Raw genomic sequence first — 25,763 nt, forward strand, 5'->3', positions numbered from 1 at the left:
CCGATAATGGTGAGAACACACGTTGGTAATAGCTGATCTTGTCAGCATATACAGTTTGAGTGGACAAATCCTGAAAAAATCTCTGTAATGCCTCTAGCAGTAGATTTTTCCCAATACTAAGAAAGTTATTTTTCTACTTAATTCAGAAGACAAAATTTTGGGAATGATAAATATGTCCACTCCTAATCCACTTTTAACAGATTACAGTGCAACTTATCTCTAGACAAAGATATTTTTTATATGTCTTTTTACTGATATTTCCCCTTGCTGCTTGTCAGCGAGTTCAGTCTTCTAATCAACGTCTACAACCTTTACCACAAGATCCGGTAGTTCAAGTTTACTTTAACCATTCTGAGTCTTCAGAATACAAAGAACCTTACCGTCAGCAAACTCGTCTTGGGGATGATTTAGAAAAACAGATTGTTAATGCTATTACCCAAGCTAAATCTACAGTAGATGTGGCAGTGCAAGAATTACGTTTACCCAAAGTTGCCCAAGCACTGGTTGATAGACAAAAAGCTGGGGTAAAAGTCAGGATAATTTTAGAAAATACCTATAGCCGACCTTGGAGCAGCTTAACATCTACTGAAGTAGGTAAGTTAGATAAAAGGGAACAGGAACGTTACAACGAATTTCGCAAATTTATCGATATTAACCAAGATAATCAACTCAGTCCAGCAGAAATAAATCAAAGAGATGCTTTGATAATTTTGCAAAATGCCAAAATTCCCTGGATAGACGATCAAGCAGATGGTTCAGCAGGTAGTAGTTTGATGCACCACAAATTTGTGATTGTGGATAATCGCATTCTAATTATAACTTCAGCTAATTTTACTTTAAGTGATACTTATGGTGATTTCACAAATTCTAGCAGTTTAGGCAATGCCAATAACTTATTGCAAATTGACAGCCCCGAATTAGCATCTTTATTTACACAAGAGTTTAACATTATGTGGGGAGATGGCCCAGGAGGTAAACCAGATAGTAAATTTGGTTTACAAAAACCAATGCGATCGCCTCAACAAATAACTTTAGGGAACACCAAAATCACTGTGCAGTTTTCGCCTACTTCCCCAACTCAACCCTGGAATAAGAGTAGTAATGGTTTAATTGGTAAAACTTTAGATTCAGCAACCAAATCTGTTGATATGGCGTTATTTGTATTTTCCGATCAGCGTCTTGCCAATATCTTAGAAAATCGCCATCAACAGAGTGTACAAATTCGCGCTTTAATTGAACCACAATTTGCCTATCGTCCTTATAGCGAAGCATTGGATATGATGGGGGTTGCTCTTAGTAACAAATGTAAATATGAAGTTGATAACCATCCTTGGTCAAATCCAATTACAACCGTAGGCGTACCTGTGTTACCCAAAGGCGATTTATTGCATCATAAATTTGGTGTTATTGATAGTAAAACAGTAATTACAGGTTCTCATAATTGGTCTGATGCTGCCAATAATGGTAACGATGAGACGCTTGTAGTGATTCAAAGTCCCATAGTTGCTGCCCATTACGCGCGCGAATTTACTCGTCTTTATACTAAAATTAAACCTGGCTTGCCACCAGCAATTCAAACAAAGATTAAAGTAGAACAAACACGGTGTCCACAGATAAAAACTTCATAAAGTGAACTACAAGCAGTTAAACAAATAAACATTAACACTGCAAGTCTAGAAGAATTAGCAACTCTGCCTGGTGTAGGTAAGAAGTTAGCACAACGAATAATTATTAGCCGTCAACAGCAAAAATTTATATCTTTATAAGACTTAGAAAGAGTTCCAGGATTGAGTACTATAACTGTAGAAAAATGGAGCAATCGCGTAATTTGGTAGGGTCGCACAGCTGTGCCTCCCTACTTAGTTAAAAACATGCGATATTTAAGTGCGATCGCTACCTAAACTAATCAAACTACGGAAACGCCCATTTTGAGAAAATCGTTTTGCTATTATTTTTTGATAAACCGCCTCATAGCCATCAGTCATTTGCTCAACGCTAAAACAGTCTTGGACATACTGGCGACAGGCGTAGCGGTCTAATTCTATTACCCGATCAATGGCACTAATGCATTCTTGAGTATTATTGCAAAGGAAACCCGTCTTGCCGTGAGAAATTACCTCCTCAGTAGAACCCAATTTCATCGCAATCACTGGCGTACCCGAAGCCATTGACTCCACCATCACCAATCCAAAGGGTTCTCGCCAAGTGATGGGGAATAAAGTTGCGACTGCACCTCCCATAAGAGCATTTTTTTGAGCATGGTTAGCTTCACCCAAATACTCAATTTGCTTCCCGTCAATGTGCGGTTTGATTTCCTTCTCAAAGTATTCCGTATCAACGGCATCAATCTTACCCGCCATTTTCAAACGCCAACCAGCTTGTTTTGCAATTTCTATTGCTAAATGCCCTCCCTTCTCAGGAGACATCCTACCCAAAAAGGCTAAGTAGGGCGGATCTTCTGGTTGGGCGTGAAAATTATAACTGCTGACATCAATTCCGTTGTAAACCGTTGCTAGATAGTTCAACCCTAACCTTGGTTCTCGTTGTGAATTGGAAATACTAACGTAGGGTTGTTTTTTCCCAAAACTAAACATCTTTTCGTTGTCAGGCGTAAAAGTACCGTGCAATGTGTGAACTGTTGGGGTTGTGACGAGATTTGTGTAGGACAGTGCCCCACATCCGATATGCGAGTGAATAATATCAAACTCTTCTGCACGTTCATAAACCGAAGCTAGATTCAGCATTTCGTAAACGTTGTAATCTTTAATAGTGCGATCGAGTCTGAGGGCACGCGGATGAACTGACACTAGTTTTGCCAGACTAATAGAATCTCCCGACGCAAATAAAGTTACTTCGTGTCCGCGTCGAACTAATTCATCGGTCAGTAACCCCACTACTAACTCTGTACCCCCATAAGCTGGAGGTGGAACTCTTTCCCATAGTGGGGCTACTTGAGCTATTCGCATCACAAACCTCCTAACAAATAAAATTTGAATTAAAAGTTTCTTCTTTCTGTTGTTCTAGTGCTTGTAATTAATTCACTTTGCATGCAAAAGTAATTTTAGATACCAAGCTGCTTAAAACTTCTCTCAAAATCTTATGCCCTTATTTCTATATCCTTTGTCTATCTTTGTATGGAAATTACCCTCTCCTAAAGAGGTAAATATATTTTAATTTATTGATTTTTGGTGATTTGGTAAAATTTGAAATACAGATTTTTTTACAAATGGCAATTTTCTAAAATTGTCAAAATCTAAGTTAAATGGTGAGAATGAACGAAAATAGTCTATTATCACCTGTCAATTATCTGATTTTAAAACGTTGTTTCAAGCATGAATTGCATAGGCACTTTTTGGACGACTTTCCGTACTCTAAAGAAGAACTCGTAGCCACCCAAAGGAAACATTTTCGTAAAGTAGGTACTTGAAATTAGAAGCGGTGAAGTTGTATTAGGAATTCTATCTAAGCTTTTAACAACAGACAAAAGGGAGAAAAAAGAGTTAATGTATTGACTTATTACATTAAATATGATATTTTATATTGCTATCAATAAAATCAAATATAAACGTGAATATATCTCCATCGATCAAAAAACCGCGTGTCTCATGGCAGGCGGTTTTCTCACTGCTGATGTTTGTGTTCATGTACCTGCCTATACTGGTACTTAGCTTTTATAGCTTTAATCAGTCACCCTATAGTGCAGGTTGGCAAGGATTCACTCTTGATTGGTATGGCAAGTTATTCAGTGACGATCGCATTTTATCAGCTTTGCAAAACAGTTTAATAGTTGGTGGTTGTGCCGTGGCTATATCAGCAGTACTGGGAACTTTAATGGCGGTTGGGTTGGCGCGTTACGAATTTCCTGGAAAAAAATTGTATCAGGGTATTGCTTATCTACCATTGATTATTCCCGATATTGCGATCGCAGTCGCTACCCTAGTATGTCTAGCAGCCTTTGCCATACCTTTGAGTTTGTGGACGATAGTTGCAGCCCATATCGTGTTTTGTCTGGCTTACGTAGGACTTGTGGTTGCTTCACGACTGAGCAATTTAGATCCTCACTTAGAAGAAGCAGCATTAGATTTAGGCGCTACACCAACGCAAGCTTTTATTAAAGTATTGTTACCTCAATTAATGCCTGGTATTGTAGCTGGTTGTCTCTTGGCCTTTGTTCTCAGTTTAGATGACTTTCTTATTGCCAGTTTTACTGCTGGTAGCGGTTATAACACCCTGCCAATGGAAATTTTTAGCCGGATTAGATCGGGAGTCAAGCCTGATATTAACGCATTGAGTGTGATGTTGATTACAGTATCTGCGATCGCTGCTCTTGTAGCTGAATTAATCCGCATTTCGGGAGAGAATAAAAATTTCAAATAAGAGTCAAATCAATTTCGCCTCTCTAATGACATCAAATGGCATCGCAGTTTCTCAGGCTTAGAATACCGTACTTGATTTAATCTCAGTACACTTCAGTAATAACCCTGAGTTTATCTAGTTTTTGTCTTAACCGAACTGTAGTAAGAGTTAAGGGTCAAAAATTTAGTATTTGTAACAATTGCTTAACATCCATCAGTATTTTAAATTAAGTAAGTTCACGGTGGTGAAGTATCAAGCTCCACAAACACAATAGAGTATGTAAAGTTCAGTACCAAATTAGCCTAGAAGCGTTGGTTTTTTATAAAAAACAGACGAAGTTACTTGAAATCAAAGTTATCAGTAATAGGACTTTGAAAGTACAAGTCTAATGTTTAATTTGTTTTCATCCACTTATTTTTGTAATTTGTGGATTAATTGTCTGTACTAAATAAACAGTCCATAAAATATTATGGAAATTTTGTTGTGATTTATTACTAAATAATTGAAAACAAATTCATACATTTGTGGTTTGATTTAGCCATAATTTTTGCGTCGTTTTTTTTCTATAACTACTACAGTTCGTTAAAAAAAAGGCACCTTAATGAAATATCTCAAACCCCTAATTAATAGCAATTAATAATTCTATTAATGAGTCTATGAGTAACATTTATTAAAAGTTACACGGTCGTACAGCGTCTCGTAGATAAAGGTACTAGAAAAACATATCTTACACCATTCTCAATATTCGTAGAGTAAGCATTGCTTAGAGATCCAAAATCATGGGTTAAGCAAATATAAAGCAGTGTTTAACTACAAAAATATTTTAAAACAACTGGTGCAAGATGTTACACAACAACTCAAGGACTGAAAATCAGTTCATAAATCATGAAACCATTACGGAACTTTTTTGCTCATAATTTTCATCACTACCGTTTTTTACTAGTAGCAGCAATTTCTTTAGGAGGGTCATTTACAGTAGTAATGCCTTCTCTAGCAGATGGTACAACTGCTGGTACTACTATCGACAACACTGCAACTGCTGAATATAATTACGTGAATAATTTGGGAGTAAATGTTCTTAATAAAACTACTTCCAATACTGTAACAGTTTCTGTAGCAGAGACAGCAGGAATTACGGTGACTTCTCAAGGTATCACAGATACAACAGGTGGTAGTGTTGTATCTAACGATTTGCTATACTACGATTTTTTGATTACTAATGTGGGGAATGATCCTACCCGTTTCTTCATTCCGGGTAAAGCTACTATTACAGGGTCAGCAACAGCTGGCACAATCACCGCAGATTTAGATGGTAACGGCACATTTGAAACTACTATTCCTAATACTGGATTTACTACTAGTTCTATTCCTGTCAGTGGATTTGTCAAAGTACGTGTTCCTGTCACAGTTAATCTTTTAGCAACGCCAGGTTCAGTTATTACTGTATTATTAGGTGACACAGGCCCTAACGATAACAGTAATACTACCCAGAACCAACCTGATAGTTCTGATGGCTCAAACGCGACAGAAGTCCGTACCATTGATAACTTAGATGGAACAGCAGGAGAAACAGCAGGGATACCTCTGAATGGAGAACGAGAAGCTAGTGCTATACAAACAACTACTATCTCTGCAATTCCACAGGCTTTTGCTAAAGTCTTAAAAGTTCGTTCTGGGTATTCAGATTCTAGTACACCCAACAATTTGAGTGATGATAAGTTGACCTACGATTTGAGTCTAAAAATTGATTCCACAAGTCCCACTGGTAGTACAGGATTAACTCCTGCAAATTTGGTAGGTACGAACATCAATGTAAATGGGCTGATTGGTGCCAAAATTTTGGTATCTGATGCTATTCCCGTAAATACTCACTTAGCAAGCGTAGTTACTCCTCCTACAGGTTGGAGTGTTGTTTACACTGTGACACCTACACTAGTGACGGCGAACAATGCCCTTTGGACTACTATTGCCCCCGTTGATTTAAAGTTGGTAACTCGTGTTGGCTTTGTTTACTCTGGCACTCTTACCGCAGGTACAACAGTAAATGGATTATCTTTTCAAGTAGTAACAGATGGAGTTCTAACTTCCACCGCCACAATTTCTAATATTGCTCAAAGTTTTGGTCAAACTCAAGGTGATGCACTCAATCTGCTAGTTTATGATGAGTCGGGCGACCAAAGCCCTAGCAACTTTAATGATGATGGTACTGTTGGTTCAAATGTTCCGAATCTTGGAGTAGCAAATGTTATTACTCAAGGAGCAGATACTAGTAATAACAACACAGGTCAAGGGCCTGGAGGTGAAGTTAACACCTTTACGATGACTGCCCAAACCTCGATTTTGAATGGGCCGCACCTGCACGCTAACGCTGTGGGAGCAACTGATAATAATAATGATTTTTCAAACCAATCAGCGATCGTTCCACTCTATCTACCGCCAGGATCTACCATTGATCCTGCTGCTGTGAGCTTCTTCAATACTATACTAAACCCCGATCCAACTCTGTTGAGTAACGTCTTATTAGTACCAGTTACCCCAACCAATACGAGTGACCTACCATCAGGTACAACCGTAACCTTGATTTCTGGAGTCAGTGTTGCCACTTACACATATAATGGCACTGTGTTCACCTTGACTTCTGGCTTAGGAATTACCCTACCAACCCTCAATAATTTGCCAGTTGATTATACCGTAACTGTAGATTTACCAGCAGGAACGCCTCTATCAACAGATACGGGTAAAGCTTTTCCTGTGACAATTCGAGCTTTTGTGGATAGTAATAATGATGGAGCGTTTAACTCTGGAGAATCTTCCAATAATACAATTGACCAAGTTTACACAGGTTTCTTGAAACTTGTGAAAGAATCTCGGATTTTACAAGGAAGTGGCTCTGCTGTTGCTGCGAATGATAGCACTTTTAGTACAACAGTGAAAAAGCCTGGTGTAGGCAATATTATTGAGTATCGCATTACTTACACCAATATTTCGTCAGTTCCCATCGGCTCAAATAACGCTACTCTGAATGCAACTGGAATTATTATTACTGAAAATGGTAATTCCACTAATAATAACTGGGCTAAAGACAATGACAACAATGGGAAAGTAGATACTAGCCATGTATTTAGTACTGCAACTGATCCTGCCGGAATTGTAACTTATCTAAATGTGGGAGCAGCAGTAACGGATGCGATTGGCGTTGATATCACCACCTATCTAGACACAATTCCTGGGCCACTTCAACCTGGACAGTCTGGAACATTTACTTTCCAACGTAAGGTTAACTAAGTTATCTGATATTTAGAGTGAGGAGTAAAGACGCGATTAATAGCGTCTCTACAGGAGTTAGGAATTATTGTTTTCTTTCTTGTCTCTCCCACTCCTCCACGATTCGGTTAAAGGGAAAAGAGAAAAGGGTAATTTAAACCAGTACGCTTGTCAAAATTAGTTTTTTTAACGTAGACGCTGCATCGGCTTGCCGCAGGCTACCGCCAAAGACGCAAATAAAAGGAAAAAATGCTTAATTGAACTGTATTGAATTATGCTTTATTTGAAACTCTTGTAAGAACGTTGAAATGCAACGCCTCTACATTCTTTTTCGGAGATATTTAAAAGATTTTATACGCCTAACTATACCAGTATTTTAAGTTTCATTGGGTTTGCAATCCACTTATGTAATTCTCTTAGATTTCGAGTTTTAAATTCTTCAATTGGTTATTTGTGAACTTTTTTTTATATTCAACAACAGCTATATTAAAATGTAGGGTGCGTTCCGGCAAGCCTAAAATACTAATATCAGTTCACTTTGGGGTTTCAATTCTGTGATGTATCTCTCTTAAATTTTTATGATCTATTTATCCTCAGATAAAAAATATTTTTTAAGCACATCAATAAAGTTCCGTGTTCGCTTCTCTACATAACTGTTTTCAATTAGATAATATTGGGGCTAACTTTGGAGAAGATGCTATTTCCCCCTCATTATGCAAATCTGCCAAAATCCCAATTGCTCAAATCCATTCAACTCTGATAGCAATAGATTTTGCGTGAGTTGCGGACAAAGCAACTTTGGCAAACTTCTAAGAAACCGTTACCGCGTATTGAGACTTTTAGGTGAAGGTGGATTTAGCAGAACCTATGCTACAGAAGATGTAGATAGACTAAACGCGCCCTGCGTCATCAAGCAATTTTTTCCACAATTTCAAGGAACAGGACAACGTACCAAAGCAGCAGAATTTTTTAAAGAAGAGGCTTTTCGGTTGTATGATCTGGGAGAAAATCATACTCAAATTCCTAGATTACTTGCTTATTTTGAACAAGGTGCTAGTTTGTATCTCGTACAAGAATTTATTCAAGGAAAGACTCTCTTACAAGAAGTTCAGCAACAAACTTATGGTGAATCAAAAATTTGGGAACTTTTAGCTGATTTATTACCAGTACTGCAATTTATTCATACTCATAATGTCATTCATCGGGATATTAAACCAGAAAACATTATCCGCCGTGCAAGCGATCAAAAACCCGTATTAATTGACTTTGGCGGTGCTAAACAGGTAACACAAACCAGCATAGGAAGACAAGCGACAGTAATTTATACCCTTGGTTATGCCCCAACCGAACAGATGGCTGGATTTGCTTGTCACGGCAGTGATTTGTATGCTTTGGGTGTAACTTGTGTGCGTCTTTTAACTCGATGTTTGCCGTTGCAGGATGCTTCTGGACAGATTAATGACCCTATTTATGATGCCATGAACGCTAAGTGGTTATGGCGCGAACGGTTACAAGAAAAAGGTATTACTATCAGCGACGATTTAGGGAAAATTTTAGATAAATTACTAAAACATTTACCAAGTGAAAGGTATCAAACAGCAGCAGAAGTTCTCAACGATTTGAAATTTGCAACATTGAACATTCAACCTGTTGCCCTAAAAATTGTTTCAATGCCTCAGCCCATTTTATCGCCGCCACCACAAAAAGTAATAGTACCATTACCCCCCTTAGAAACCTTTGAATTTGACGTAGTGACAGTAGACACAGGTGGTAGAGAAGTAAACCGCGTGAGTTGTAATGCAAACTTTTTTGCCGAAGAATTGGGTAAATCTGTCACATTAGAAATGGTATCGATTCCTGGCGGTACTTATATGATGGGTTCACCGGAGTGTGAAGGAGATGCTGACGAACGTCCTCGACATAAAGTTAGCGTTGAACCATTTTTTATGGGGAAATTTCCCGTTACTCAAGCACAGTGGAGAGTTGTAGCAGCTTTACCAAAAGTCAAACAAGATTTAAATCCCAATCCGTCGAAATTCAAGGGTTTAGATAGACCAGTGGAAAATGTATCTTGGTATGAGGCTGTAGAATTTTGTCTCAGACTATCAGAAAAAACTGGACGCGACTATCGTTTACCGAGTGAAGCTGAATGGGAATATGCTTGTCGGGCTGGAACTACAACATCGTTCCACTTTGGCGAAACTATTACCTCTGAGTTAGTCAGTTGCACTATTGAACCAAACAGCAAATTCCGTAAAGAAACAACAAACGTTGGTAGTTTTGAAGTCGCCAACGCCTTTGGATTGTACGATATGCACGGGCTAGTTTGGGAATGGTGCGCTGATTCGTGGCATAACAATTACAGCGACGCACCTTCAGATGGAACACCTTGGGAAGTCGGTGGTGATATTAATCGCCGAGTGCTACGCGGTGGTTCTTGGAGTTTCAACGCCGAACTGTGTCGCAGCGCTAGCCGTAGCTGGAATGAGTCAGACGGTGGACTGAGGGTTTGTGGCTTTAGAGTAGTATTTTCCGTAGAGGAGATTATTTAGCAATTTAATTCAAAGGCTGTAGAAATTATGAAAAACTCCACGCCACTTGCTACGGTGTACACACAAGTCAAAAAAAGCTCGATGCAATAAAGGTGCAGGTCAATGCAATAAAAGTGTAGCTCGATGCAATAAAAGTGTAGCTCGATGCAATAAAGGTGCAGGTCAATGCAATAAAGGTGCAGCTCGATGCAACAAAGGTGCAGGTCAATGCAATAAAAGTGCAGGTCAAGAGACTTGTGTCTACACCGTAGACGCCACAAGTCTCTGGGTTTCCCGCCGCTTTCAATGTACAATCTAGACGCGCATCAGCTTCTAACTTAACTTCTAAGTTGCACCGGCATAGCTAAATAGGTCATTTTTAAACCACCCAATGGGGTAAAAATTACTGGAGTTAGGCTTTGATTTAAATGCATTTGAATCTCCGAAGATGGTAACTCTTTCAAGCCTTCCATCAAATATTTAATGTTAAAAGCAATCTCAATATTTTCCCCAGAAATTTGTGCTGGCATTGACTCTCTACCACTGCCCACATCTTGAGCTTCACAAGATAGGGTAATTTCTTGGGCTTCGCTATCAATACTAAGCTTAACAATATTATTTTTTTGATCTGCTAATACAGCAATTCGCTCTAAAGTACTGACAAATTGTCGGCGTTCAATTGTGACTTGTCGCTCAAATTGGCGCGGAATTAGTTGTCGATAAGCAGGATATTGCCCTTCTAATGTACGACTAGTCAAACGTTGATTTTGCCATGCAAACACTACTTGACCTTGATCGAAATATAAAGCTACAGGTTCATCTGATGAGGCGCTATGAGCTAGCATTCGTTGTAGTTCGCGTAATGCTCTAGCTGGTACTGTCACTTCTAATTGACTAGTTCCACCTAAAGGACGCTCGTTGCTAGTTTCTACAACTGCTAGGCGATGTCCGTCGGTAGCGGCAAATTCTAGAGTATCTTGTTTAACTGTCAAATGCACTCCTGTGAGTACTTGCTTGGTTTCATCACCACTAGTTGCAAATAATGAGCCGCGTAATCCCTCAATTAATGCGGTGGTAGTGAGATGAATTACTTCTGTATTTTCAATTATAGGTAGGTCGGGAAATTCTTCAGGCCCCATTGCTCGGACTTGGTAGTGTCCACTCTTGGGTGTAAGTGTGACAATTAATCCTTCTCCACCGGGTGTAACACCTGTAAGGGCTGATTCATCGTCTAGAGTGATTTCACCTTCTGGAAGACGCGAGGTGATGTCTACAAGTAACTTAGCAGGAAGTGCGATCGCACCACTTTGCCATACCTCTGCGTTAAAGCTGGTACGGATTCCCAAGCTGAGATCAAAGGCTGTTAAGCTTACCTGGTTAGTTTGGGCATCCGCTTGTAACAGCACATTGGCAAGGACTGGATGAGTTGGTCGTGAAGGTACTGCACGACTGACAAGTGAGAGGTTTGTACTGAGATCGCTTTGGGAGCAAACTAATTTCATAAGTCAGATTCAGCTGGTGAAAGATATCCTAACACCCTTATTGTTCATGGGCGAGTAACGGAAAGGGAGTAATAATAAAATTGCGTTCAGTCGGTGAACTCGCTAAAAAATTTGGGATGTTACTCATGCTCAAACGCAAAAGCCGCCGTAAAATTTTCTCGGTAGCTATGCTTGTGCTTGTTATATGCTTTACTCTGTTAACTGTGCGTTCATTTGGGCAAAGAATTATGACATCAGCACCCCAATTGCTCACCGACCCATTTTTGCAACTGCCAACTGAAACCTCAGTGCAAGTAGTTTGGTTTACTGAGTTTGCTGGTGTTAATCATACAGTAACCTACGGCGAAAATCTTCAACAAACTGCTAAGGCAAATACTACCAAACTCACTCGCACTCGTGAAGACCAACACTCAAGAGTTGCAAACCAAATCAAAGATGGACAAGTTTATCAAAAACCTATTCAACGCGACATTTGGCGGCATGAGGCTGAGGTGATTGGGTTAACTCCTGGTTTGCGGGTAAACTATCGCATTAAAAGTGTTCGAGAAGACGGCGAAACTGTTAGCAGTGATGTTTTTAGCCTCGCAGCTACTCCCAAACCGGATACACCACTAAAAATTTTACTCACCTCTGACCATCAGTTAAAGCCAATGACGGCAGCAAATCTACAAAAAGTAGTGGAAACAGTTGGACGGGTTGATGGGGTGTGGTTTGCTGGTGATTTAGTGAATGTTAGCGATCGCGCCTCAGAATGGTTTGATGATAATGGTGGTGGTGCGTTATTTCCTGGTTTACAAGGTCGTGCTAAATATGAAATGACACACGATGGTGTTAAAACAACCTACACCGGTGGACAAATAATTCAACACGCACCCATCTTTACTTGCATTGGCAATCATGAGGTAATGGGACGCTTTGCCAGAACGGGAAGTTTAGATGATGAATTTGATGATACAATTCCCCGTGCAATTGCTCAAAAAATCTACGGTGACAAATCTTTAATAGATAATTCTTTTAATACTAATACTTATGAAGAGATTTTCTCTTTACCAAAAAGTAAAGAAGGTGGAAAAAAATATTATGCAGTCAGCTTTGGCGATGCGCGTTTGATAGTACTCTACGTTACGAATATGTGGCGGACTCCTAGCTTAGGTGGAAAGTATAAGGGTAGATATCGAGAAGCGGAAAAGGATTTAAATAATCCTGAAGATTGGGGTTATGGACAAGTAATTTATGAGCCAATTGCTAAAGACAGCAAGCAGTACAATTGGCTAGAAGCAGAACTCAACAGCCCTGAGTTTCAACAAGCAAAATACAAAGTTGTGATGTTCCATCATCCGCCTCATACTCTGGGCGATAATATAGTTCCTGCTTATACAGAACCAGTTCAAATAATTGAACGGGATGATAATAATATTAAAGCAGTGCGTTATGAGTACCCAAAAGACGCAGATTATATTATCCACGATGTTGTCCCTTTACTTGAAGCAGCTAATGTGCAACTGGTATTCTATGGGCATTCCCATTTGTGGAACCGCTTTGTTAGTCAGACTGGAATGCACTTTCTAGAAACATCTAATGTAGGTAATACTTACGGCGCTGCTTGGGGTGATAGAAAGCGAGAAGTGCCAATTGGATATCAAGAGGATTATGTTAAGCTTGGCGATCCCAATGGGTTAGAACCGATAGTGCCAACAATTTCCCCTTTGTTGGGTGAAGATGGAAAGCCAATGCCTTATATTTCGAGTAATGATATTACAGTTTTTAGTATCTTTGATACGGGGACAGGTACGATAAGTAGTTATCGTTTTGATACTCGCAAGCCTGATTCGGAAGTATTGAAGTTTGATGAATTTAAGTTGAAATACTAGGGCAGCACAGATGTTATAAGTGTCAACTTAAGATAGAAGTATATTACCCTCATCCCTTAACCCCTTCTCTCAACATTAGAGAAGGGGAACTGGAGAATTTACTCCCCTCTCCCAATAGTACTATCTATTACCCGGATCTTTCTTAACATTATTGTAAGACAGACTGTGAGGGGATGACAGAATTAAACAGCAGCAGAATGATTGACTTTAGAGACAAAAGATGCCCAAACAGATAGTGCAATCATTAATGACACACTAGAAATTATGAGTATTAGCCAAAATCCAGTGCTTCTTAAATTTTCTCAAATTTTTAGAGTTAATAGCAAATATCTGTTCTAATCAGATGTGGTTCAGTTAGGATATTTCCACTCGTTATTTCTCTACTTTGTTTTTTCAGTATTGCTGAATAAAATTGTGAAATTATAAAATTCAATGTTTGAAACTGTTTCCTTTGCTCCTTTAAAGGAAACCAAATTCATCCTCTTAATCAGCAATGCCATTTTCTGATGGGGAAGTCACGAGGTAATTTTTTTACTCTGTAATATAAATTCAAGAGAAACTTACTATGCCAACGATTAACGGTACTAATCTCCCTGACAGTCTTAGTGTTCCTTTTTTTTCTTCTGATCTCCCTTATATCATCAACGGATTCGACGGTAACGATACGATTACGGGCAGTAGTGGCGACAGTACGATTAACGGTGGATTGGGCAACGATAGCCTTCTTGGCGGATTTGGATTAGTTAACCAGAATAGTAGTATTGACGGTGGAGCAGGCAACGATACGATTACGGGCGGTAGTGGCAACAATAGCCTTCTTGGCAAAGAGGGTGACGATAGCCTTCTTGGCGGATTTGGATTAGGCAACCAGAATAGTATTGACGGTGGACCAGGCAACGATACAATTACGGGCAGTAGTGGCAACAGTACGATTAACGGTGGATTGGGCAACGATAGCCTTTTTGGCAGATTTGGGAATGATACTATTAACGGCGGATCTGGCAACGATACGATTACGGGCGGTAGTGGTAACGATAGCCTTCTTGGCAAAGAGGGTGACGATAGCCTTCTTGGCGGATTTGGGAATGATACTATTAACGGCGGATCTGGCAACGATATAATTAGCGGTGATTTTGGTAACGATGATAACCTCATTGGTGTTGCTGGGACTGATGTTCTTACAGGAGAATCAGGTAACGATGTTTTCGATTTCAACTTCGTCTCTGAGAGTCAACCTGGTTTGTTACGAGATGTTATCACTGACTTTGTTGGTAACGGGAATTTGCTAGGCGATCAAATCGATTTATCTACTATCGACGCTAACTCAACCATAGACGGCAACCAAGCCTTCACTTTTATTGGGGCAAATCAATTCACTGCATCTGGTCAAGTCCGTTATGTAGGAGGTATCCTTCAAGCTAACATCAATACGAATCTTGGCGCTGACTTTGAGATTCAGCTTGCAGGAGCGCCACAACTAGTGGCAAGCGACATTATCCTTTAATTTAACTTCCAATTTCCCTTTCAATTTCCCTATTCACTCAACCTAACGCCCTATACTGCCTCTAGTAGCTAGGGTGTTTTGCTTGATGGAGAGGTGCGATCGCACCATATTCAATACCTAATACCCAAGTAGTAAGTGCGATCGCTGATTGGATTTTTTTAATAATTGCGGCGATTAGTGGCGGCGATCATGCCATCGGAAAAAATGAGAAGCGATCAGGTAATGTAAGAATAGCTAGTTTTAACAACTTTAATTTTAATAACTTTCCAAGTGGTGTCCCAACTAAGCAAAAAGAGTATGAAGGGATTAGTAACTTTTGTGACAACTGCGGCAACTTGGGCAGCGACAACGATCGCAGCAATAGCATTAGATTATACAGGAATTGCGACAACTCAAGTGCAAGTACTAAATGTCTACGGACAAATAATAGGACAGCCTGTATTCCAAACTGAAGTTTTAGTCCGCGTAGGGCAACGACAACAAGGAGGGGGACAGGTAGAGTTTAATCCATTTAATTTGATTGTCAGCCCATCGCCAGCGTATTCTAATGCTAATGGTGCAATATCAATTGCTTCTGCCTTGGTTAGTACAGCTCCTACTGCTGGGCCCTTACTAGTGCAGTACTGGACAATAGCTTACGACCAAGCAACAGGAGCTACTAATGCCACTCTGACAAACCCTGCTAATGAATTAGCGTTTAGTTCTAACTTAATCAACGTACCAAGCGAGATTGCACCTAATATTATTGTCTTGCCTTTTCCATTGGCTATGGCTCAAGGAACAGTACTGTCTGGAGTAATCAACGCTAACACAGTTGACATTACAATTAATGGCAACACCGTAGATGCAGCACATCCCTTCATCACACGTATTCAAGCAAACGTAACTACTCAATAAATCGGAACGGACTACCAGAACAAGAACGATTTTGCGCCATTTGAGGCTTGTCGATGAGCGGTGATAATTATTCTCATAATGAGAATTGGTGCCGTAAAACAAAAGTTAACTGTTTAACGAACCTCCTTTCGTTCTCTTCTCTACGAGAGGCTGCGCCTACGAGACGCTACGCATTGTCATAGTGTCTGGTAGAGAAGGAAGAAATACTTAACTGAACTTTATTAAATCTATAAACTAGCGATCGCATCGGCAACTAGTTTAGAAACAAAGGGCAAAATTGCCTGATTCTTAGCGTGCGCTTTACCTTCAGTAAATACCACTAAGAGGTAAGGGCGCTGTTCTGGTATTTCAATATACGCAGCATCATGGCGAACTTGACTTGTCCAACCTGCTTTTGACCAAATTTGAGCATTTTCAGGCAGTCCACTACCTAAGAAACCTGTTACCTGATTTTCCTCGGTGTCAGTAGGTAAATCGTTCAGAGGACGTTTAAGTAAAGCCATCATTGCTTGCGATCGCACACTTGAAACCGCCACCCCACCTACAATACTATGCAGTAACCTAGCGATCGCATTTGTTGTCAACATATTGCGATTTTCCAGTAACTCTCCCGCAAATGCCCGTTCCCGTCCATAAGGGCCATCACCCCAAGTTTTTTGACAGACGTTAATCGTATCCATTTCTTCCCAACCCAACGATTGGTAATAGCGGTTAACAATATTACGTTGATATTTCCAGGTTTCAAAGGGCCCAGTTGGCAATTCTGGCCCTGATGTGGTACCACTCAGAATATCTACAACCAAGCTGGTAGCATCATTACTAGAATCTACAATCATATCCCGCAAGGCGCGTTCCAACTCTTTGGAAGTGTTAGTCATCCCTTTTTCTAGCCATTCGTTTACCGCCACTAGGTAAAATAGCTTGACTACGCTGGCGGGATAAATCCGTTCAACACCACGATAAGTAAAACCACGAACTGGATGATCCCAAAAAGCGTTGGGAGTCAGTGCCCCACCAGTATTTACTAGCACCGGTGGATCGTAAACAACCCAAGTCAAGGCAATTTGATTCCGGGCTAAGGTCGGAAATTCTGCCCAACTTGCATCTAAAATGCCATTACCAAGATTTTCGAGTTGTTCGTCTTTATTAAAAAAAATCATTCTCCAGTAATGTCCTTTAATCTAAAATCCAAAATCCAAAATCCAAAATCAGGGGAGTATCAGTGTATTGCTGACCTTAATTTATATGATTCTCCTGAATGTACGCGTTTAGCAACTCAAGCTGCATCTGGGAGACATTTATGGGTAACATCAAATCATCAAAATTCAGCGATTGAGGTGTATTTGTGTGAAGATGATTATCCCGGATGGGTATCCCTTTCAGATTTTGATTCATTACAATCTGCTACTGTACATTATCAAGCTGCAACATTTTCTGAATCTGAAATTAAAAAACTGCTATCGGGGGTCATCGCCTTTACCCAAAAAGCGATGCAACAATCCAATTATTACCTTTGGGGTGGTACGGTTGGGCCAAATTATGACTGTTCTGGGTTGATGCAGACGGCGTTTGCTTCGGTGGGTATTTGGCTACCTAGAGATGCCTATCAACAGGAAGGATTCACTCAACCAATTACTATTGCAGAATTAGCAGCCGGGGATCTGGTATTTTTTGGAACTAGCCAAAAAGCAACCCATGTCGGGCTTTATTTGGCAGATGGTTATTACATTCATAGTTCTGGGAAAGATCAGGGACGGGATGGGATTGGGATTGATATTCTCTCGGAACAGGGAGATGTTGTTAGTCAGTCGTACTATCAGCAGCTGCGAGGTGCTGGTAGAGTTATCAAAAGTTACGAACCACAGAGACGCTGAGGGCACTGAGGCTTATGAGGAGTGGGTTAGTCGATCAAGGGTTGAGTCATGAAAATGGGGCGAGTTCAACTATTGTCCCAGATGTTTCGGTGGTGCTGCCGATACATGATGAGGTGGAAAGTTTGCCGCTTTTACTAGAAGCGATCGCATCTACTTTATCTTCTAGTCAGATAAATTATGAAATCATTTGTGTAGATGATGGTTCTACAGATGGTTCTGGGGATTTTCTCAAAGAACAGGCGCAAATCCGCACAGATTTAAAGGCGGTAATTTTGCGTCGCAACTACGGACAAACTGCGGCGATGGCTGCTGGATTTTATTATGCAGTTGGTAAAGCGATCGTTACTTTAGATGCTGATCTCCAGAATGATCCGGCTGATATTCCCATGTTATTAGCAAAGCTGGATGAGGGTTACGATTTGGTGAGTGGTTGGCGGCAAAAACGCCAAGATGGGGCTGTAAATCGCTTACTTCCTTCCAAAATTGCTAATTGGCTAATTCGCCGTACTACTAGCGTGAATATTCATGACTATGGCTGTTCGCTGAAAGCATATCGTGCAGAACTGTTAGCAGATATGAACCTCTACGGAGAATTACACCGATTTTTACCAGCTTTGGCGTACATCGAAGGAGCTAGAATTACTGAAGTACCAGTGCGCCATCACGCCCGTCGCTTTGGTCGCAGTAAATATGGAATTTGGCGGACATTCCGCGTTCTGATGGATTTGTTAACCATCCTATTTATGAAAAGATTCCTTACCCGCCCAATGCACGTTTTTGGGCTGTTGGGCTTGATGTCAATGGTTTCGGGAACTGCGATCGGAATTTACTTGACTTTCGTTAAATTGGCTTTAGGTGAGATGATTGGTAATCGCCCTTTGCTGATTTTAGCAGTTCTCCTCCTAGTAACCGGAGTGCAGTTATTTTGCTTCGGTCTTTTAGCAGAATTACTCATGCGTACATACCATGAATCCCAAGGGCGGCCTATCTATCGCGTGCGAGAGGTAGTATCAAAAAAGGTTAAGTGAGGGCATTGGCCATTAAGACAGGATAAATGATTTTCTGCTTTATTGAACTATATCCCGAAACCAGTAACTACAAATCTATAACATAATCTTGACAAGTGTGATGTTATAGATTTGTGGTTGATAGCGTTGCTCTTGAACTAACTCAGGCGCTTACATAACTGAACCAACAAATGTAAAACACTACCTAGTATTTAATCCTTAAAAGGATAATCTCCAGGTCTGGTCTGTGCGTGAACCATTATAACCGTTAAATCCAGATGATTCGCAATCAAAAAGTTGTAATGGTGCACCATTACCTGTACCTGGAGCTCCATTGACATCGATGCATCTTCCAGACAATGTGTTTCTGATAAATCCCCCACCTATAAATTCCCACCTTTGATCTGTGGGCGAACCATTATAACCGTTAAATCCAGATAGTTCACAATCAAAAAGTTGCAATCGTCCACCATTAACTGTGCCTGGAGCTCCATCCACATCAATGCATTTTCCAGACAATGTATTCCTGATAAATCCCCCACCTATAAATTCCCACTTTTGATCTGTGGGCGAACCGTTATCACGGTTAAATCCAGATAGTTCACAATCATAAAGTTGTAATGGTGCACCATTACCTGTACCTGGAGCTCCACCCACATCAATGCATCTTCCAGATAGTGAGTTAATTATAAAGAAGCCATTATTCTGTTGTGCCTGAACAGCTTGGCTGCCGTGAAACAACGTTACCAGGCAAACAATACTAGAAGCCAGATATTTCTTTACATTCATTTTTTTGTCCTTTTTTAAAATTTATAAATTCAGACTGAAACTGTCTACGGTTTTTAGCCAGGACGAACGGAAGCGAGAAAATATCTTTCCTGGCTTGCTTTTTGCTTCTATTGTTAGATCAATCCAAAACTCAAGTTTTACGCAGGAATCCAGTATTTTTACAAAACTTTTTATTGTCAAAAAGAACTTGCTTTCAATTTATTGGGCATCACTTGGCGTTGGACACAAATAAAAAAAACAGACCGAATTGGGGCGTCGTTATCTGTACTGCAATTTACGGTTAGGTAGTGATTTCAATAATGCCATATCTACGTAGTAGGTGGTCGGCTAACAGCGCGATCGCTTTCTTTCTTTCTTTCTTTCTGGCTGCGATGAATTCCAAGGACGGGATAGATAGTCCGTCCGAAAAGTAGTAGCAAAAAAGGTTAAGTAACGTAACAATAGTAGTCATTGGTCATTAGTCATTAGTAAATAGTTAAGGGTAAATATTGCTTGACTCTAGACAAAGGACAAATGACAAATGACAAAACCCCATTAAATCGCATCTACCTTGAAAGCATTTAATACCTTTGATACCGAACTTCGGCGCAACCTGCTGATTTTATTTACGGCAGGTTTATTATTCTGGTCAAGCCTGTCTTCGCTCTTACCAACCCTACCGCTTTACATCGATGATGTGGGCGCAAGTAAGCAAGAAATTGGGATTGTGATGGGCAGTTTTGCCATTGGCTTATTGCTATCTCGTCCAATGCTGGGACGGTTAGCTGATGAACGTGGTCGAAAAATTACCTTATTGATTGGTACGATAGTAGCTGCGATCGCACCTTTTGGTTACTTGGCAACCCAATCTCTTGGGTTATTAATCCTAGTGCGGATTTTTCACGGTCTTAGTGTTGCGGCTTTCACCACTGGTTACAGTGCCTTAGTCGCAGATTTAGCTCCCACTGAAACTCGTGGCGAAATCATTGGTTACATGACCTTAGCAACTCCCCTTGGTTTAGCAATTGGCCCTGCCTTGGGTGGATATTTGGAAGCTACAAGTAGTTACGGGATATTATTTCTCTTCTGTGCCGAATTGGGTTTTGTCGCTCTCTTGGAGATTGTACAAGTCACAAATCCGCCAGTGCAGATACAACAGCAAACTGAAGAAAACGCTCGCAACTTTTGGCAAATTTTGAGCAGCCCACGGGTAAAAGTTCCAACGATAGTTATGTTATTGGTTGGTTTATCTATCGGTGCTGTACATACTTTTGTGTCGTTATACCTCAAATCCAGCGATGTGGACTTTAATGGCGGACTGTTTTTTACAGCCTCGGCAATTTCTAGTTTTAGTATCAGAGTATTTGCTGGTAAGGCAAGCGATCGCTTTGGCCGTGGTTTGTTTATAACTTTTGGTATTTTTTGCTATATTTTAGCCTTAATACTGCTGTGGCAGGCTCACAGCGTGATGTTTTTCTTACTGGCTGCGATCACTGAAGGTGCTGGTGGTGGTACACTCATCTCAATGATGATCACAATGATGGCAGACCGCTCACAGCCGCAAGAACGGGGGCAAATTTTTGCTATATGCGTAGCTGGACTTGATATGGGAATTGCGATCGCTGCTCCTCTTCTGGGTATCATCGCCGAACGGGTAGGCTACCGCGATATGTTTGGCTACGGTGCTGGGATCACTTCTATTGCACTTGTCCTTTTCCTCACCCAGTCGAGCAAAAACCTATCGAACTCCCTGCGCTTTGCACTAGGTCTAGCTCCAGATGCCTATGCCTTGAACAACCTAAAACTTAGGAGTGAGGAACTTTAAATCCTCACTCCTAACTTTCAACTTTTAAAAACGGGCGAGGAGGGATTCGAACCCCCGACACCGTGGTCCGTAGCCACGTGCTCTAGTCCACTGAGCTACACGCCCTCACCGACAATCTATATTAACACGTTCTAACTAAATGGCGCAAGATAATTTTCCATCCAATTTTGCTAACTTAACCCATCTAGATCGCCAAGGACAGGCGCAGATGGTAGATGTATCTGATAAAGCACCCACCATCCGCCAAGCAGTAGCCGCAGCCAATGTGCGGATGCTACCAGCCACCTTCGCTGCCATTCAAGCCGGAAATGTCCCAAAAGGGGATGTGTTGGCAACTGCAAGATTGGCTGGGATTATGGCAGCCAAGCAAACAGCCAATTTAATTCCTCTGTGTCATCCGTTGCCTTTGCAAAAAATTGCAGTTGAAATCATACCCGATCCCCAACTACCCGGTTATCAAATTCAAGCCACAGTCAAAACCAAAGCTGAAACTGGTGTAGAAATGGAAGCCTTAACTGCCGTTTCTGTGGCTGCCTTGACTTTATACGATATGGCAAAAGCTTTAGAAAAATCGATTCAAATTGAATCAATTCGTTTGATTAGTAAGAGTGGCGGGAAATCAGGAGATTATTCACCGCCAGAGTAAGTAAGTTACTCTATTTCACTGCCCACCCCCCAGTTACGGAAGATTATCAGGATCAATGCCGAGATTACGCAAATATGCTGCCAACTGTTCAGCGCGTTGGCGTTCTTGTTCTAGCAATAACTCAGCGTGTTCCGCCCGTTGATTAAGTTCCAAGGAATTCAAAAATCTTTGTCCATCTGGACGGTAAATTACCAACTCCCCAAGCCCCGTTTGAAATTTAATTCCTAAGCGGGGGCTGACCCAACCATCCATTTGCCATAGCTTATTCAAATGGTTATTTTGCCGCAACCAGCCATCTAGTTGAAAACTTTCAGGGTCATATAAATAGTATTCTTCAACACCGTAAGTATCGTAAAACTCCAACTTACGCTCCATTTCCTTAGTATCATTACTATAAGAAAGAATCTCAAAAACTACTTGCGGTGGAATATTATCTTCTTGCCACTGACGATAAGAACGACGTTTTCCCTTTGATCTACTGAAGACAACCATTACATCAGGTGCAGTCGGTGTAATCAGCTGAGAACGGACGGGATACCAAAGTAAATCTCCCGCAATTAAAACATTCTCATTATTAGCAAACAGAATCTCTAAATTCTCCTTAATCAGGACAATCCAACGATATTGCTCTGTATTGTCTGCCATTGGTTTGCCGTCGCTATCTGGATAGAGGAGATCGGGGTCTATTTGCTCAAAGATCGTCATCTGATTTAACCCATCGGCTCTTGGCTTCCAGTTCAATTATGACTGGTTGTAAGGGTCAAATAGCAACCAATGCCACAAAAACCTTAGAATAAATAGGGTGTATTTAAATCTGTAACAAATATTTATGCCTCCTCGTTGGCCTCGCAAACCCGATCGCAAAGACCCTGATTACCGCAAGATCGATGACAGAATGAATTTTGCTGTGCATGTAGCGATCGCTGCTACGATTAATTCTGGCTTGTGGTTTTTCCACATATTGAAAGGCACTACTTGGGAGTGGCTGCCTTGGGTAACTTTAAGTTGGACAGGAATATTGTTGGTGCATCTGATTTATATTAGTGCGATCGCTAACTACACCGAAACTCCGCCAAAATCCACCTGAAGATGGATTACTCATGCTGGGGCGATTGTAACCTCTGGTAGTAGGATTAGACTGTTAATTGAGCCATAATATAAAAAAGCATGAGATTTCGCACTTTTTCTTAATGTAGGGTTATTTTTATGGCTAAGACTAACACCACAGAATTACTAGAAGCCCTAGCAGCTGAAATTGGCGAAAACGTCTACATAGACGTTGCCAAATGGCATCTTTATTTATCTAATGCCAAACTGCATACAGTTGTTGCCGAGCAACTGTATCCCTTAATTACTTCCAACGCTGTCAATGAAGACCGGGTTTTACAAGTCTTGGGATCGATTCCAGTAAAAATTGGCGGCGGTAAACGTGAAGTTCCTTTAATCGATTTACTACCCCTGCAATGCCAAGTAAATTTAGTAGATATTTTGGAAAAATATCTACGTGATTTTTAATGGCTAAAACCAAGATTATCTTAGCTGGATAATTTTATTAATCAGCATTCCCCGATTCGATTTTAGGTTCTGGATTAGGTATAAATCTGCTGTATTTATTTTAGAAAAATGAACTCTACAGATACACACAAATTCATTTCGTGTAATTTTATGTGTGTATATCTGATAAAAATTTCCTTTAACAATTAAGGAATCTCCGCGTTCAAAATCGGTTGATATTTGAGCGAGTTTATTTTGAGACTCGCTTTGAACTTCCATGCAAACTCATTGAGGCAATTTCTATGCTTTTACAAGTCAAAGATAGTGGCGAATTGGTAAAGATTGTTGAGATTCAGGAATTAATTGACCCGAATAATGATGTTGTTCACGCAAAAGACCAAGAAGGTCAAGAAGAACAGCAACCTGAAAGTTTTAAAAAAGAAAATCTTGTTTTTCCTTCAGGTGAAGTTTTACCACGCTGTTGGTTAGATGCCGACTATAGACACGACAACGCTTAGTGATTAATATAGTAGGGTAACATAGTTGTGCTACCCTACTATATGCAACATTATGACGCAGCTTTTTCTTCTACTGTCACCGTTTCATTCTGCTGAGACTTTGGGAAAAATGTCTTAGTAATCCAGTCAGTTAAGATGTGAGACAATAATCCCATAGGGCCAGCAAACAAACACAGTGCAAGGGAGTGAATTGTCCAAATACCTGTTTTTTGTCCTTCCCAATAAATCCAACGCCCGACGAACAAATCCATCACTAAAAAATGAATCCAACCTGTTGCAGCAGCCGTTTCATCTGTAAAAAACCGCGCAATATCGGCTAATTGGGGATTTGATAACGCTTGGGCATTTTCTGGCGTAATGCTGTTAATAAACAAATACACATACGCCCCAGCTAACAGCACAAAGGGCAAATATGATGACATAATCTGCCGTGTAACTTTCCAATTTGGCAATAAAATCATCAATGCCCAAAAAGGCAATACAAAAAGATTGGCAATGTTAAATAGTTGGGACGTCATATTTTTGTAAGGCGAAGAATTTTCAGTTATTATTTGTTCTGAATTAACTAGTTATTCATAACTTGTAACTCTCAGGGTATAGATACCCGACTTATCAAAAAAGTCGGGTATCTGGGTAGCTTTATAAACCTACAAGTTGTGATTCGATTTCTGAAGACTTCAAATCACGTCCGATAAAAACTAAACGCGTTTGCCTAGCTTCTTCTGGTTTCCAGGGGCGATCGTAAAATTTATCAAATCGGGTTCCTACACCTTGCATCACTAGACGCATAGCTTTATTAGGCACTGCCACAAAGCCTTTAATTCGGTAAATTTCTTGTTCTTGCACTAATGTTTGCAACTGCTGTTGCAATTTTTCTGGGTCAAATGTACGATCCAAAATTAAATTAGTTGAGATAATTTCTTCGTCGTGATTGTGGTCTTCTTCGGTATCGTGATGACTAGGACGAGAATCTAAATTATCTTCTACTGCGGCTTGGAATCCTAATAATATAGATGCGTCTAGTTGAGAACCATTGCTTTCGACAATCTTCACCACTCTGGGCAATTCTTGCTTAATCAATTCCTCAACTCTGGCTTTTGCTTCGGCATCTACCAAATCAATTTTATTTAACACTACCAAGTCTGCACAAGCAAGTTGGTCTTCAAACAGTTCTTGTAAGGGTGTTTCGTGTTCTAGACTATCATCTGCTTGGCGCTGGGCTGCGATCGCATCCAGATCGCTAGCAAATGTCCCCGCCGCTACAGCCGCACAATCTACTACAGTAATCACCGCATCCACAGTGGCGGCGTTACGAATTTCTTGCCAGCGAAAAGCCTTCACCAGTGGTTTTGGCAAGGCTAAACCAGAGGTTTCAATCAAAATGCAGTCGATGCTATCCCGCCGCTTGATTAACTCTTGCATCATCGGATAAAACTCTTCTTGCACGGTGCAGCATAAGCAGCCATTAGTTAATTCAAAGATATTAGTGTCGCCCTCACCATCTTCTGGGCAAACTTGACAGGATTTTAACAATTCGCCATCAATACCCAGTTCGCCAAATTCATTGACTAAAACGGCAATGCGCCGTCCTTGGTTGTTTTGTAGCAGGTGGCGAATTAGGCTGGTTTTTCCACTACCTAAGAAGCCTGTAATTACTGTGACAGGAATTTTCGTAGCCATATTTTTGCCTGATGTCCTCAGTATGG

General features: G+C 40.5%; 21 protein-coding genes, 1 tRNA gene and 1 pseudogene. 14 read left to right on the forward strand and 9 right to left on the reverse strand.

The features are described from left to right. The first annotated feature begins 206 nt into the window (after nucleotides 1-206). Nucleotides 207-1,835: pseudogene (locus RMZ43_RS13555) on the forward strand (phospholipase D-like domain-containing protein). A 45-nt stretch (nucleotides 1,836-1,880) separates the two neighbouring features. On the opposite strand, the gene RMZ43_RS13560 reads toward RMZ43_RS13555, so the two are convergent. Beyond that, on the reverse strand, nucleotides 1,881-2,966 hold the full coding sequence (locus RMZ43_RS13560; RefSeq protein WP_322654844.1) for a glycosyltransferase family 4 protein: 1,086 nt from the start codon (nucleotides 2,964-2,966) through the stop codon (nucleotides 1,881-1,883). Between the two features lie 601 nt (nucleotides 2,967-3,567). On the opposite strand from RMZ43_RS13560, the gene RMZ43_RS13565 reads away from it, so the two are divergent. The 3 genes from RMZ43_RS13565 to RMZ43_RS13575 all read left to right on the forward strand — a co-directional run bounded on the left by RMZ43_RS13565 (nucleotide 3,568) and on the right by RMZ43_RS13575 (nucleotide 10,172). After that, entirely contained in the window at nucleotides 3,568-4,377 is an 810-nt protein-coding gene (locus RMZ43_RS13565) for an ABC transporter permease (RefSeq protein WP_322654843.1), read from the forward strand. Nucleotides 4,378-5,241: 864 nt separating this feature from the next. Then, complete coding sequence (locus RMZ43_RS13570) at nucleotides 5,242-7,641, forward strand: beta strand repeat-containing protein (protein WP_322654842.1); 2,400 nt, start codon at nucleotides 5,242-5,244, stop codon at nucleotides 7,639-7,641. Nucleotides 7,642-8,333: 692 nt separating this feature from the next. Next, nucleotides 8,334-10,172 (forward strand): bifunctional serine/threonine-protein kinase/formylglycine-generating enzyme family protein, encoded by a 1,839-nt coding sequence (locus tag RMZ43_RS13575; RefSeq protein ID WP_322654841.1) that lies wholly within the window; start codon nucleotides 8,334-8,336, stop codon nucleotides 10,170-10,172. A 317-nt stretch (nucleotides 10,173-10,489) separates the two neighbouring features. Here RMZ43_RS13575 and dnaN read toward each other — a convergent pair whose 3' ends face one another. Continuing rightward, nucleotides 10,490-11,653: a DNA polymerase III subunit beta gene (gene dnaN / locus RMZ43_RS13580; RefSeq protein ID WP_322654840.1), complete on the reverse strand. Its 1,164-nt coding sequence runs from the start codon at nucleotides 11,651-11,653 to the stop codon at nucleotides 10,490-10,492. Between the two features lie 227 nt (nucleotides 11,654-11,880). Between dnaN and RMZ43_RS13585 the strand changes: the two genes are divergently transcribed. From RMZ43_RS13585 to RMZ43_RS13595, 3 genes are all read left to right on the forward strand, one after another. Next, on the forward strand, nucleotides 11,881-13,524 hold the full coding sequence (locus tag RMZ43_RS13585) for a metallophosphoesterase family protein (protein ID WP_322654839.1): 1,644 nt from the start codon (nucleotides 11,881-11,883) through the stop codon (nucleotides 13,522-13,524). A gap of 565 nt (nucleotides 13,525-14,089) precedes the next feature. After that, the gene (locus RMZ43_RS13590; protein ID WP_322654838.1) at nucleotides 14,090-15,028 is read left to right on the forward strand and encodes a calcium-binding protein; all 939 of its coding nucleotides are present in this window, start codon (nucleotides 14,090-14,092) and stop codon (nucleotides 15,026-15,028) included. A gap of 297 nt (nucleotides 15,029-15,325) precedes the next feature. Next, nucleotides 15,326-15,925: a hypothetical protein gene (locus RMZ43_RS13595; RefSeq protein ID WP_322654837.1), complete on the forward strand. Its 600-nt coding sequence runs from the start codon at nucleotides 15,326-15,328 to the stop codon at nucleotides 15,923-15,925. Between the two features lie 227 nt (nucleotides 15,926-16,152). On the opposite strand, the gene RMZ43_RS13600 is transcribed toward RMZ43_RS13595, so the two are convergent. Next, nucleotides 16,153-17,085 (reverse strand): serine hydrolase, encoded by a 933-nt coding sequence (locus tag RMZ43_RS13600; RefSeq protein ID WP_322654836.1) that lies wholly within the window; start codon nucleotides 17,083-17,085, stop codon nucleotides 16,153-16,155. Nucleotides 17,086-17,094: 9 nt separating this feature from the next. On the opposite strand from RMZ43_RS13600, the gene RMZ43_RS13605 reads away from it, so the two are divergent. Together RMZ43_RS13605 and RMZ43_RS13610 are read left to right on the forward strand one after the other, a co-directional pair. After that, a complete protein-coding gene (locus RMZ43_RS13605) occupies nucleotides 17,095-17,799 on the forward strand; it encodes a C40 family peptidase (protein ID WP_322654835.1) in 705 nt (234 codons plus the stop codon). Nucleotides 17,800-17,813: 14 nt separating this feature from the next. Further along, nucleotides 17,814-18,827 (forward strand): glycosyltransferase family 2 protein, encoded by a 1,014-nt coding sequence (locus tag RMZ43_RS13610; protein WP_322654834.1) that lies wholly within the window; start codon nucleotides 17,814-17,816, stop codon nucleotides 18,825-18,827. A 198-nt stretch (nucleotides 18,828-19,025) separates the two neighbouring features. Here RMZ43_RS13610 and RMZ43_RS13615 read toward each other — a convergent pair whose 3' ends face one another. Together RMZ43_RS13615 and RMZ43_RS13620 are read right to left on the reverse strand one after the other, a co-directional pair. After that, nucleotides 19,026-19,595, reverse strand: coding sequence for an RICIN domain-containing protein (locus RMZ43_RS13615; protein ID WP_322654833.1), 570 nt, complete (start codon nucleotides 19,593-19,595; stop codon nucleotides 19,026-19,028). A 280-nt stretch (nucleotides 19,596-19,875) separates the two neighbouring features. Further along, nucleotides 19,876-20,046 (reverse strand): hypothetical protein, encoded by a 171-nt coding sequence (locus RMZ43_RS13620; RefSeq protein ID WP_322654832.1) that lies wholly within the window; start codon nucleotides 20,044-20,046, stop codon nucleotides 19,876-19,878. 99 nt (nucleotides 20,047-20,145) lie between these two features. On the opposite strand from RMZ43_RS13620, the gene RMZ43_RS13625 reads away from it, so the two are divergent. Then, nucleotides 20,146-21,399 (forward strand): MFS transporter, encoded by a 1,254-nt coding sequence (locus tag RMZ43_RS13625; RefSeq protein WP_322654831.1) that lies wholly within the window; start codon nucleotides 20,146-20,148, stop codon nucleotides 21,397-21,399. Between the two features lie 31 nt (nucleotides 21,400-21,430). Here the strand turns inward: RMZ43_RS13625 and RMZ43_RS13630 are convergent. Next, nucleotides 21,431-21,504 (reverse strand) — tRNA-Arg (locus RMZ43_RS13630). A 34-nt stretch (nucleotides 21,505-21,538) separates the two neighbouring features. Between RMZ43_RS13630 and moaC the strand changes: the two genes are divergently transcribed. Next, nucleotides 21,539-22,045, forward strand: coding sequence for a cyclic pyranopterin monophosphate synthase MoaC (moaC, locus tag RMZ43_RS13635; RefSeq protein ID WP_322647982.1), 507 nt, complete (start codon nucleotides 21,539-21,541; stop codon nucleotides 22,043-22,045). A gap of 33 nt (nucleotides 22,046-22,078) precedes the next feature. Here the strand turns inward: moaC and RMZ43_RS13640 are convergent, their stop codons facing one another. Further along, the gene (locus RMZ43_RS13640; protein ID WP_322648108.1) at nucleotides 22,079-22,750 is read right to left on the reverse strand and encodes a Uma2 family endonuclease; all 672 of its coding nucleotides are present in this window, start codon (nucleotides 22,748-22,750) and stop codon (nucleotides 22,079-22,081) included. A gap of 124 nt (nucleotides 22,751-22,874) precedes the next feature. On the opposite strand from RMZ43_RS13640, the gene RMZ43_RS13645 reads away from it, so the two are divergent. The 3 genes from RMZ43_RS13645 (at nucleotide 22,875) to RMZ43_RS13655 (ending at nucleotide 24,057) form a co-directional block, all read left to right on the forward strand. Next, the gene (locus RMZ43_RS13645) at nucleotides 22,875-23,132 is read left to right on the forward strand and encodes a 2TM domain-containing protein (protein WP_190728676.1); all 258 of its coding nucleotides are present in this window, start codon (nucleotides 22,875-22,877) and stop codon (nucleotides 23,130-23,132) included. Nucleotides 23,133-23,251: 119 nt separating this feature from the next. Continuing rightward, complete coding sequence (locus RMZ43_RS13650) at nucleotides 23,252-23,560, forward strand: DUF3181 family protein (protein WP_322654830.1); 309 nt, start codon at nucleotides 23,252-23,254, stop codon at nucleotides 23,558-23,560. A gap of 281 nt (nucleotides 23,561-23,841) precedes the next feature. After that, a complete protein-coding gene (locus RMZ43_RS13655; protein WP_322647980.1) occupies nucleotides 23,842-24,057 on the forward strand; it encodes an acetyltransferase in 216 nt (71 codons plus the stop codon). Between the two features lie 50 nt (nucleotides 24,058-24,107). Here the strand turns inward: RMZ43_RS13655 and RMZ43_RS13660 are convergent, their stop codons facing one another. Beyond that, nucleotides 24,108-24,575: an ABA4-like family protein gene (locus tag RMZ43_RS13660; protein ID WP_322647979.1), complete on the reverse strand. Its 468-nt coding sequence runs from the start codon at nucleotides 24,573-24,575 to the stop codon at nucleotides 24,108-24,110. 121 nt (nucleotides 24,576-24,696) lie between these two features. Next, a complete protein-coding gene (cobW, locus tag RMZ43_RS13665) occupies nucleotides 24,697-25,737 on the reverse strand; it encodes a cobalamin biosynthesis protein CobW (RefSeq protein ID WP_322654829.1) in 1,041 nt (346 codons plus the stop codon). Nucleotides 25,738-25,763 lie beyond the last annotated feature (26 nt).

The organism is Nostoc sp. CmiVER01 (genome assembly GCF_034531135.2).
Taxonomy (GTDB): Bacteria; Cyanobacteriota; Cyanobacteriia; order Cyanobacteriales; family Nostocaceae; genus Nostoc.

Bases quoted from the DNA above. Each gene is read 5' to 3' on its own strand.
- RMZ43_RS13650 (WP_322654830.1), top strand. From the start codon at position 23,252: ATGGCTAAGACTAACACCACAGAATTACTAGAAGCCCTAGCAGCTGAA.
- RMZ43_RS13645 (WP_190728676.1), top strand. From the start codon at position 22,875: ATGCCTCCTCGTTGGCCTCGCAAACCCGATCGCAAAGACCCTGATTAC.
- RMZ43_RS13600 (WP_322654836.1), bottom strand. From the start codon at position 17,085: ATGATTTTTTTTAATAAAGACGAACAACTCGAAAATCTTGGTAATGGC.
- RMZ43_RS13640 (WP_322648108.1), bottom strand. From the start codon at position 22,750: ATGACGATCTTTGAGCAAATAGACCCCGATCTCCTCTATCCAGATAGC.
- RMZ43_RS13590 (WP_322654838.1), top strand. From the start codon at position 14,090: ATGCCAACGATTAACGGTACTAATCTCCCTGACAGTCTTAGTGTTCCT.
- RMZ43_RS13560 (WP_322654844.1), bottom strand. From the start codon at position 2,966: ATGCGAATAGCTCAAGTAGCCCCACTATGGGAAAGAGTTCCACCTCCA.
- RMZ43_RS13615 (WP_322654833.1), bottom strand. From the start codon at position 19,595: ATGAATGTAAAGAAATATCTGGCTTCTAGTATTGTTTGCCTGGTAACG.
- dnaN (WP_322654840.1), bottom strand. From the start codon at position 11,653: ATGAAATTAGTTTGCTCCCAAAGCGATCTCAGTACAAACCTCTCACTT.
- RMZ43_RS13605 (WP_322654835.1), top strand. From the start codon at position 17,095: ATGTCCTTTAATCTAAAATCCAAAATCCAAAATCCAAAATCAGGGGAG.
- RMZ43_RS13660 (WP_322647979.1), bottom strand. From the start codon at position 24,575: ATGACGTCCCAACTATTTAACATTGCCAATCTTTTTGTATTGCCTTTT.
- RMZ43_RS13620 (WP_322654832.1), bottom strand. From the start codon at position 20,046: ATGACTACTATTGTTACGTTACTTAACCTTTTTTGCTACTACTTTTCG.
- RMZ43_RS13575 (WP_322654841.1), top strand. From the start codon at position 8,334: ATGCAAATCTGCCAAAATCCCAATTGCTCAAATCCATTCAACTCTGAT.
- moaC (WP_322647982.1), top strand. From the start codon at position 21,539: ATGGCGCAAGATAATTTTCCATCCAATTTTGCTAACTTAACCCATCTA.
- RMZ43_RS13655 (WP_322647980.1), top strand. From the start codon at position 23,842: ATGCTTTTACAAGTCAAAGATAGTGGCGAATTGGTAAAGATTGTTGAG.
- RMZ43_RS13610 (WP_322654834.1), top strand. From the start codon at position 17,814: ATGAGGAGTGGGTTAGTCGATCAAGGGTTGAGTCATGAAAATGGGGCG.
- RMZ43_RS13570 (WP_322654842.1), top strand. From the start codon at position 5,242: ATGAAACCATTACGGAACTTTTTTGCTCATAATTTTCATCACTACCGT.
- RMZ43_RS13585 (WP_322654839.1), top strand. From the start codon at position 11,881: ATGACATCAGCACCCCAATTGCTCACCGACCCATTTTTGCAACTGCCA.
- cobW (WP_322654829.1), bottom strand. From the start codon at position 25,737: ATGGCTACGAAAATTCCTGTCACAGTAATTACAGGCTTCTTAGGTAGT.
- RMZ43_RS13595 (WP_322654837.1), top strand. From the start codon at position 15,326: ATGAAGGGATTAGTAACTTTTGTGACAACTGCGGCAACTTGGGCAGCG.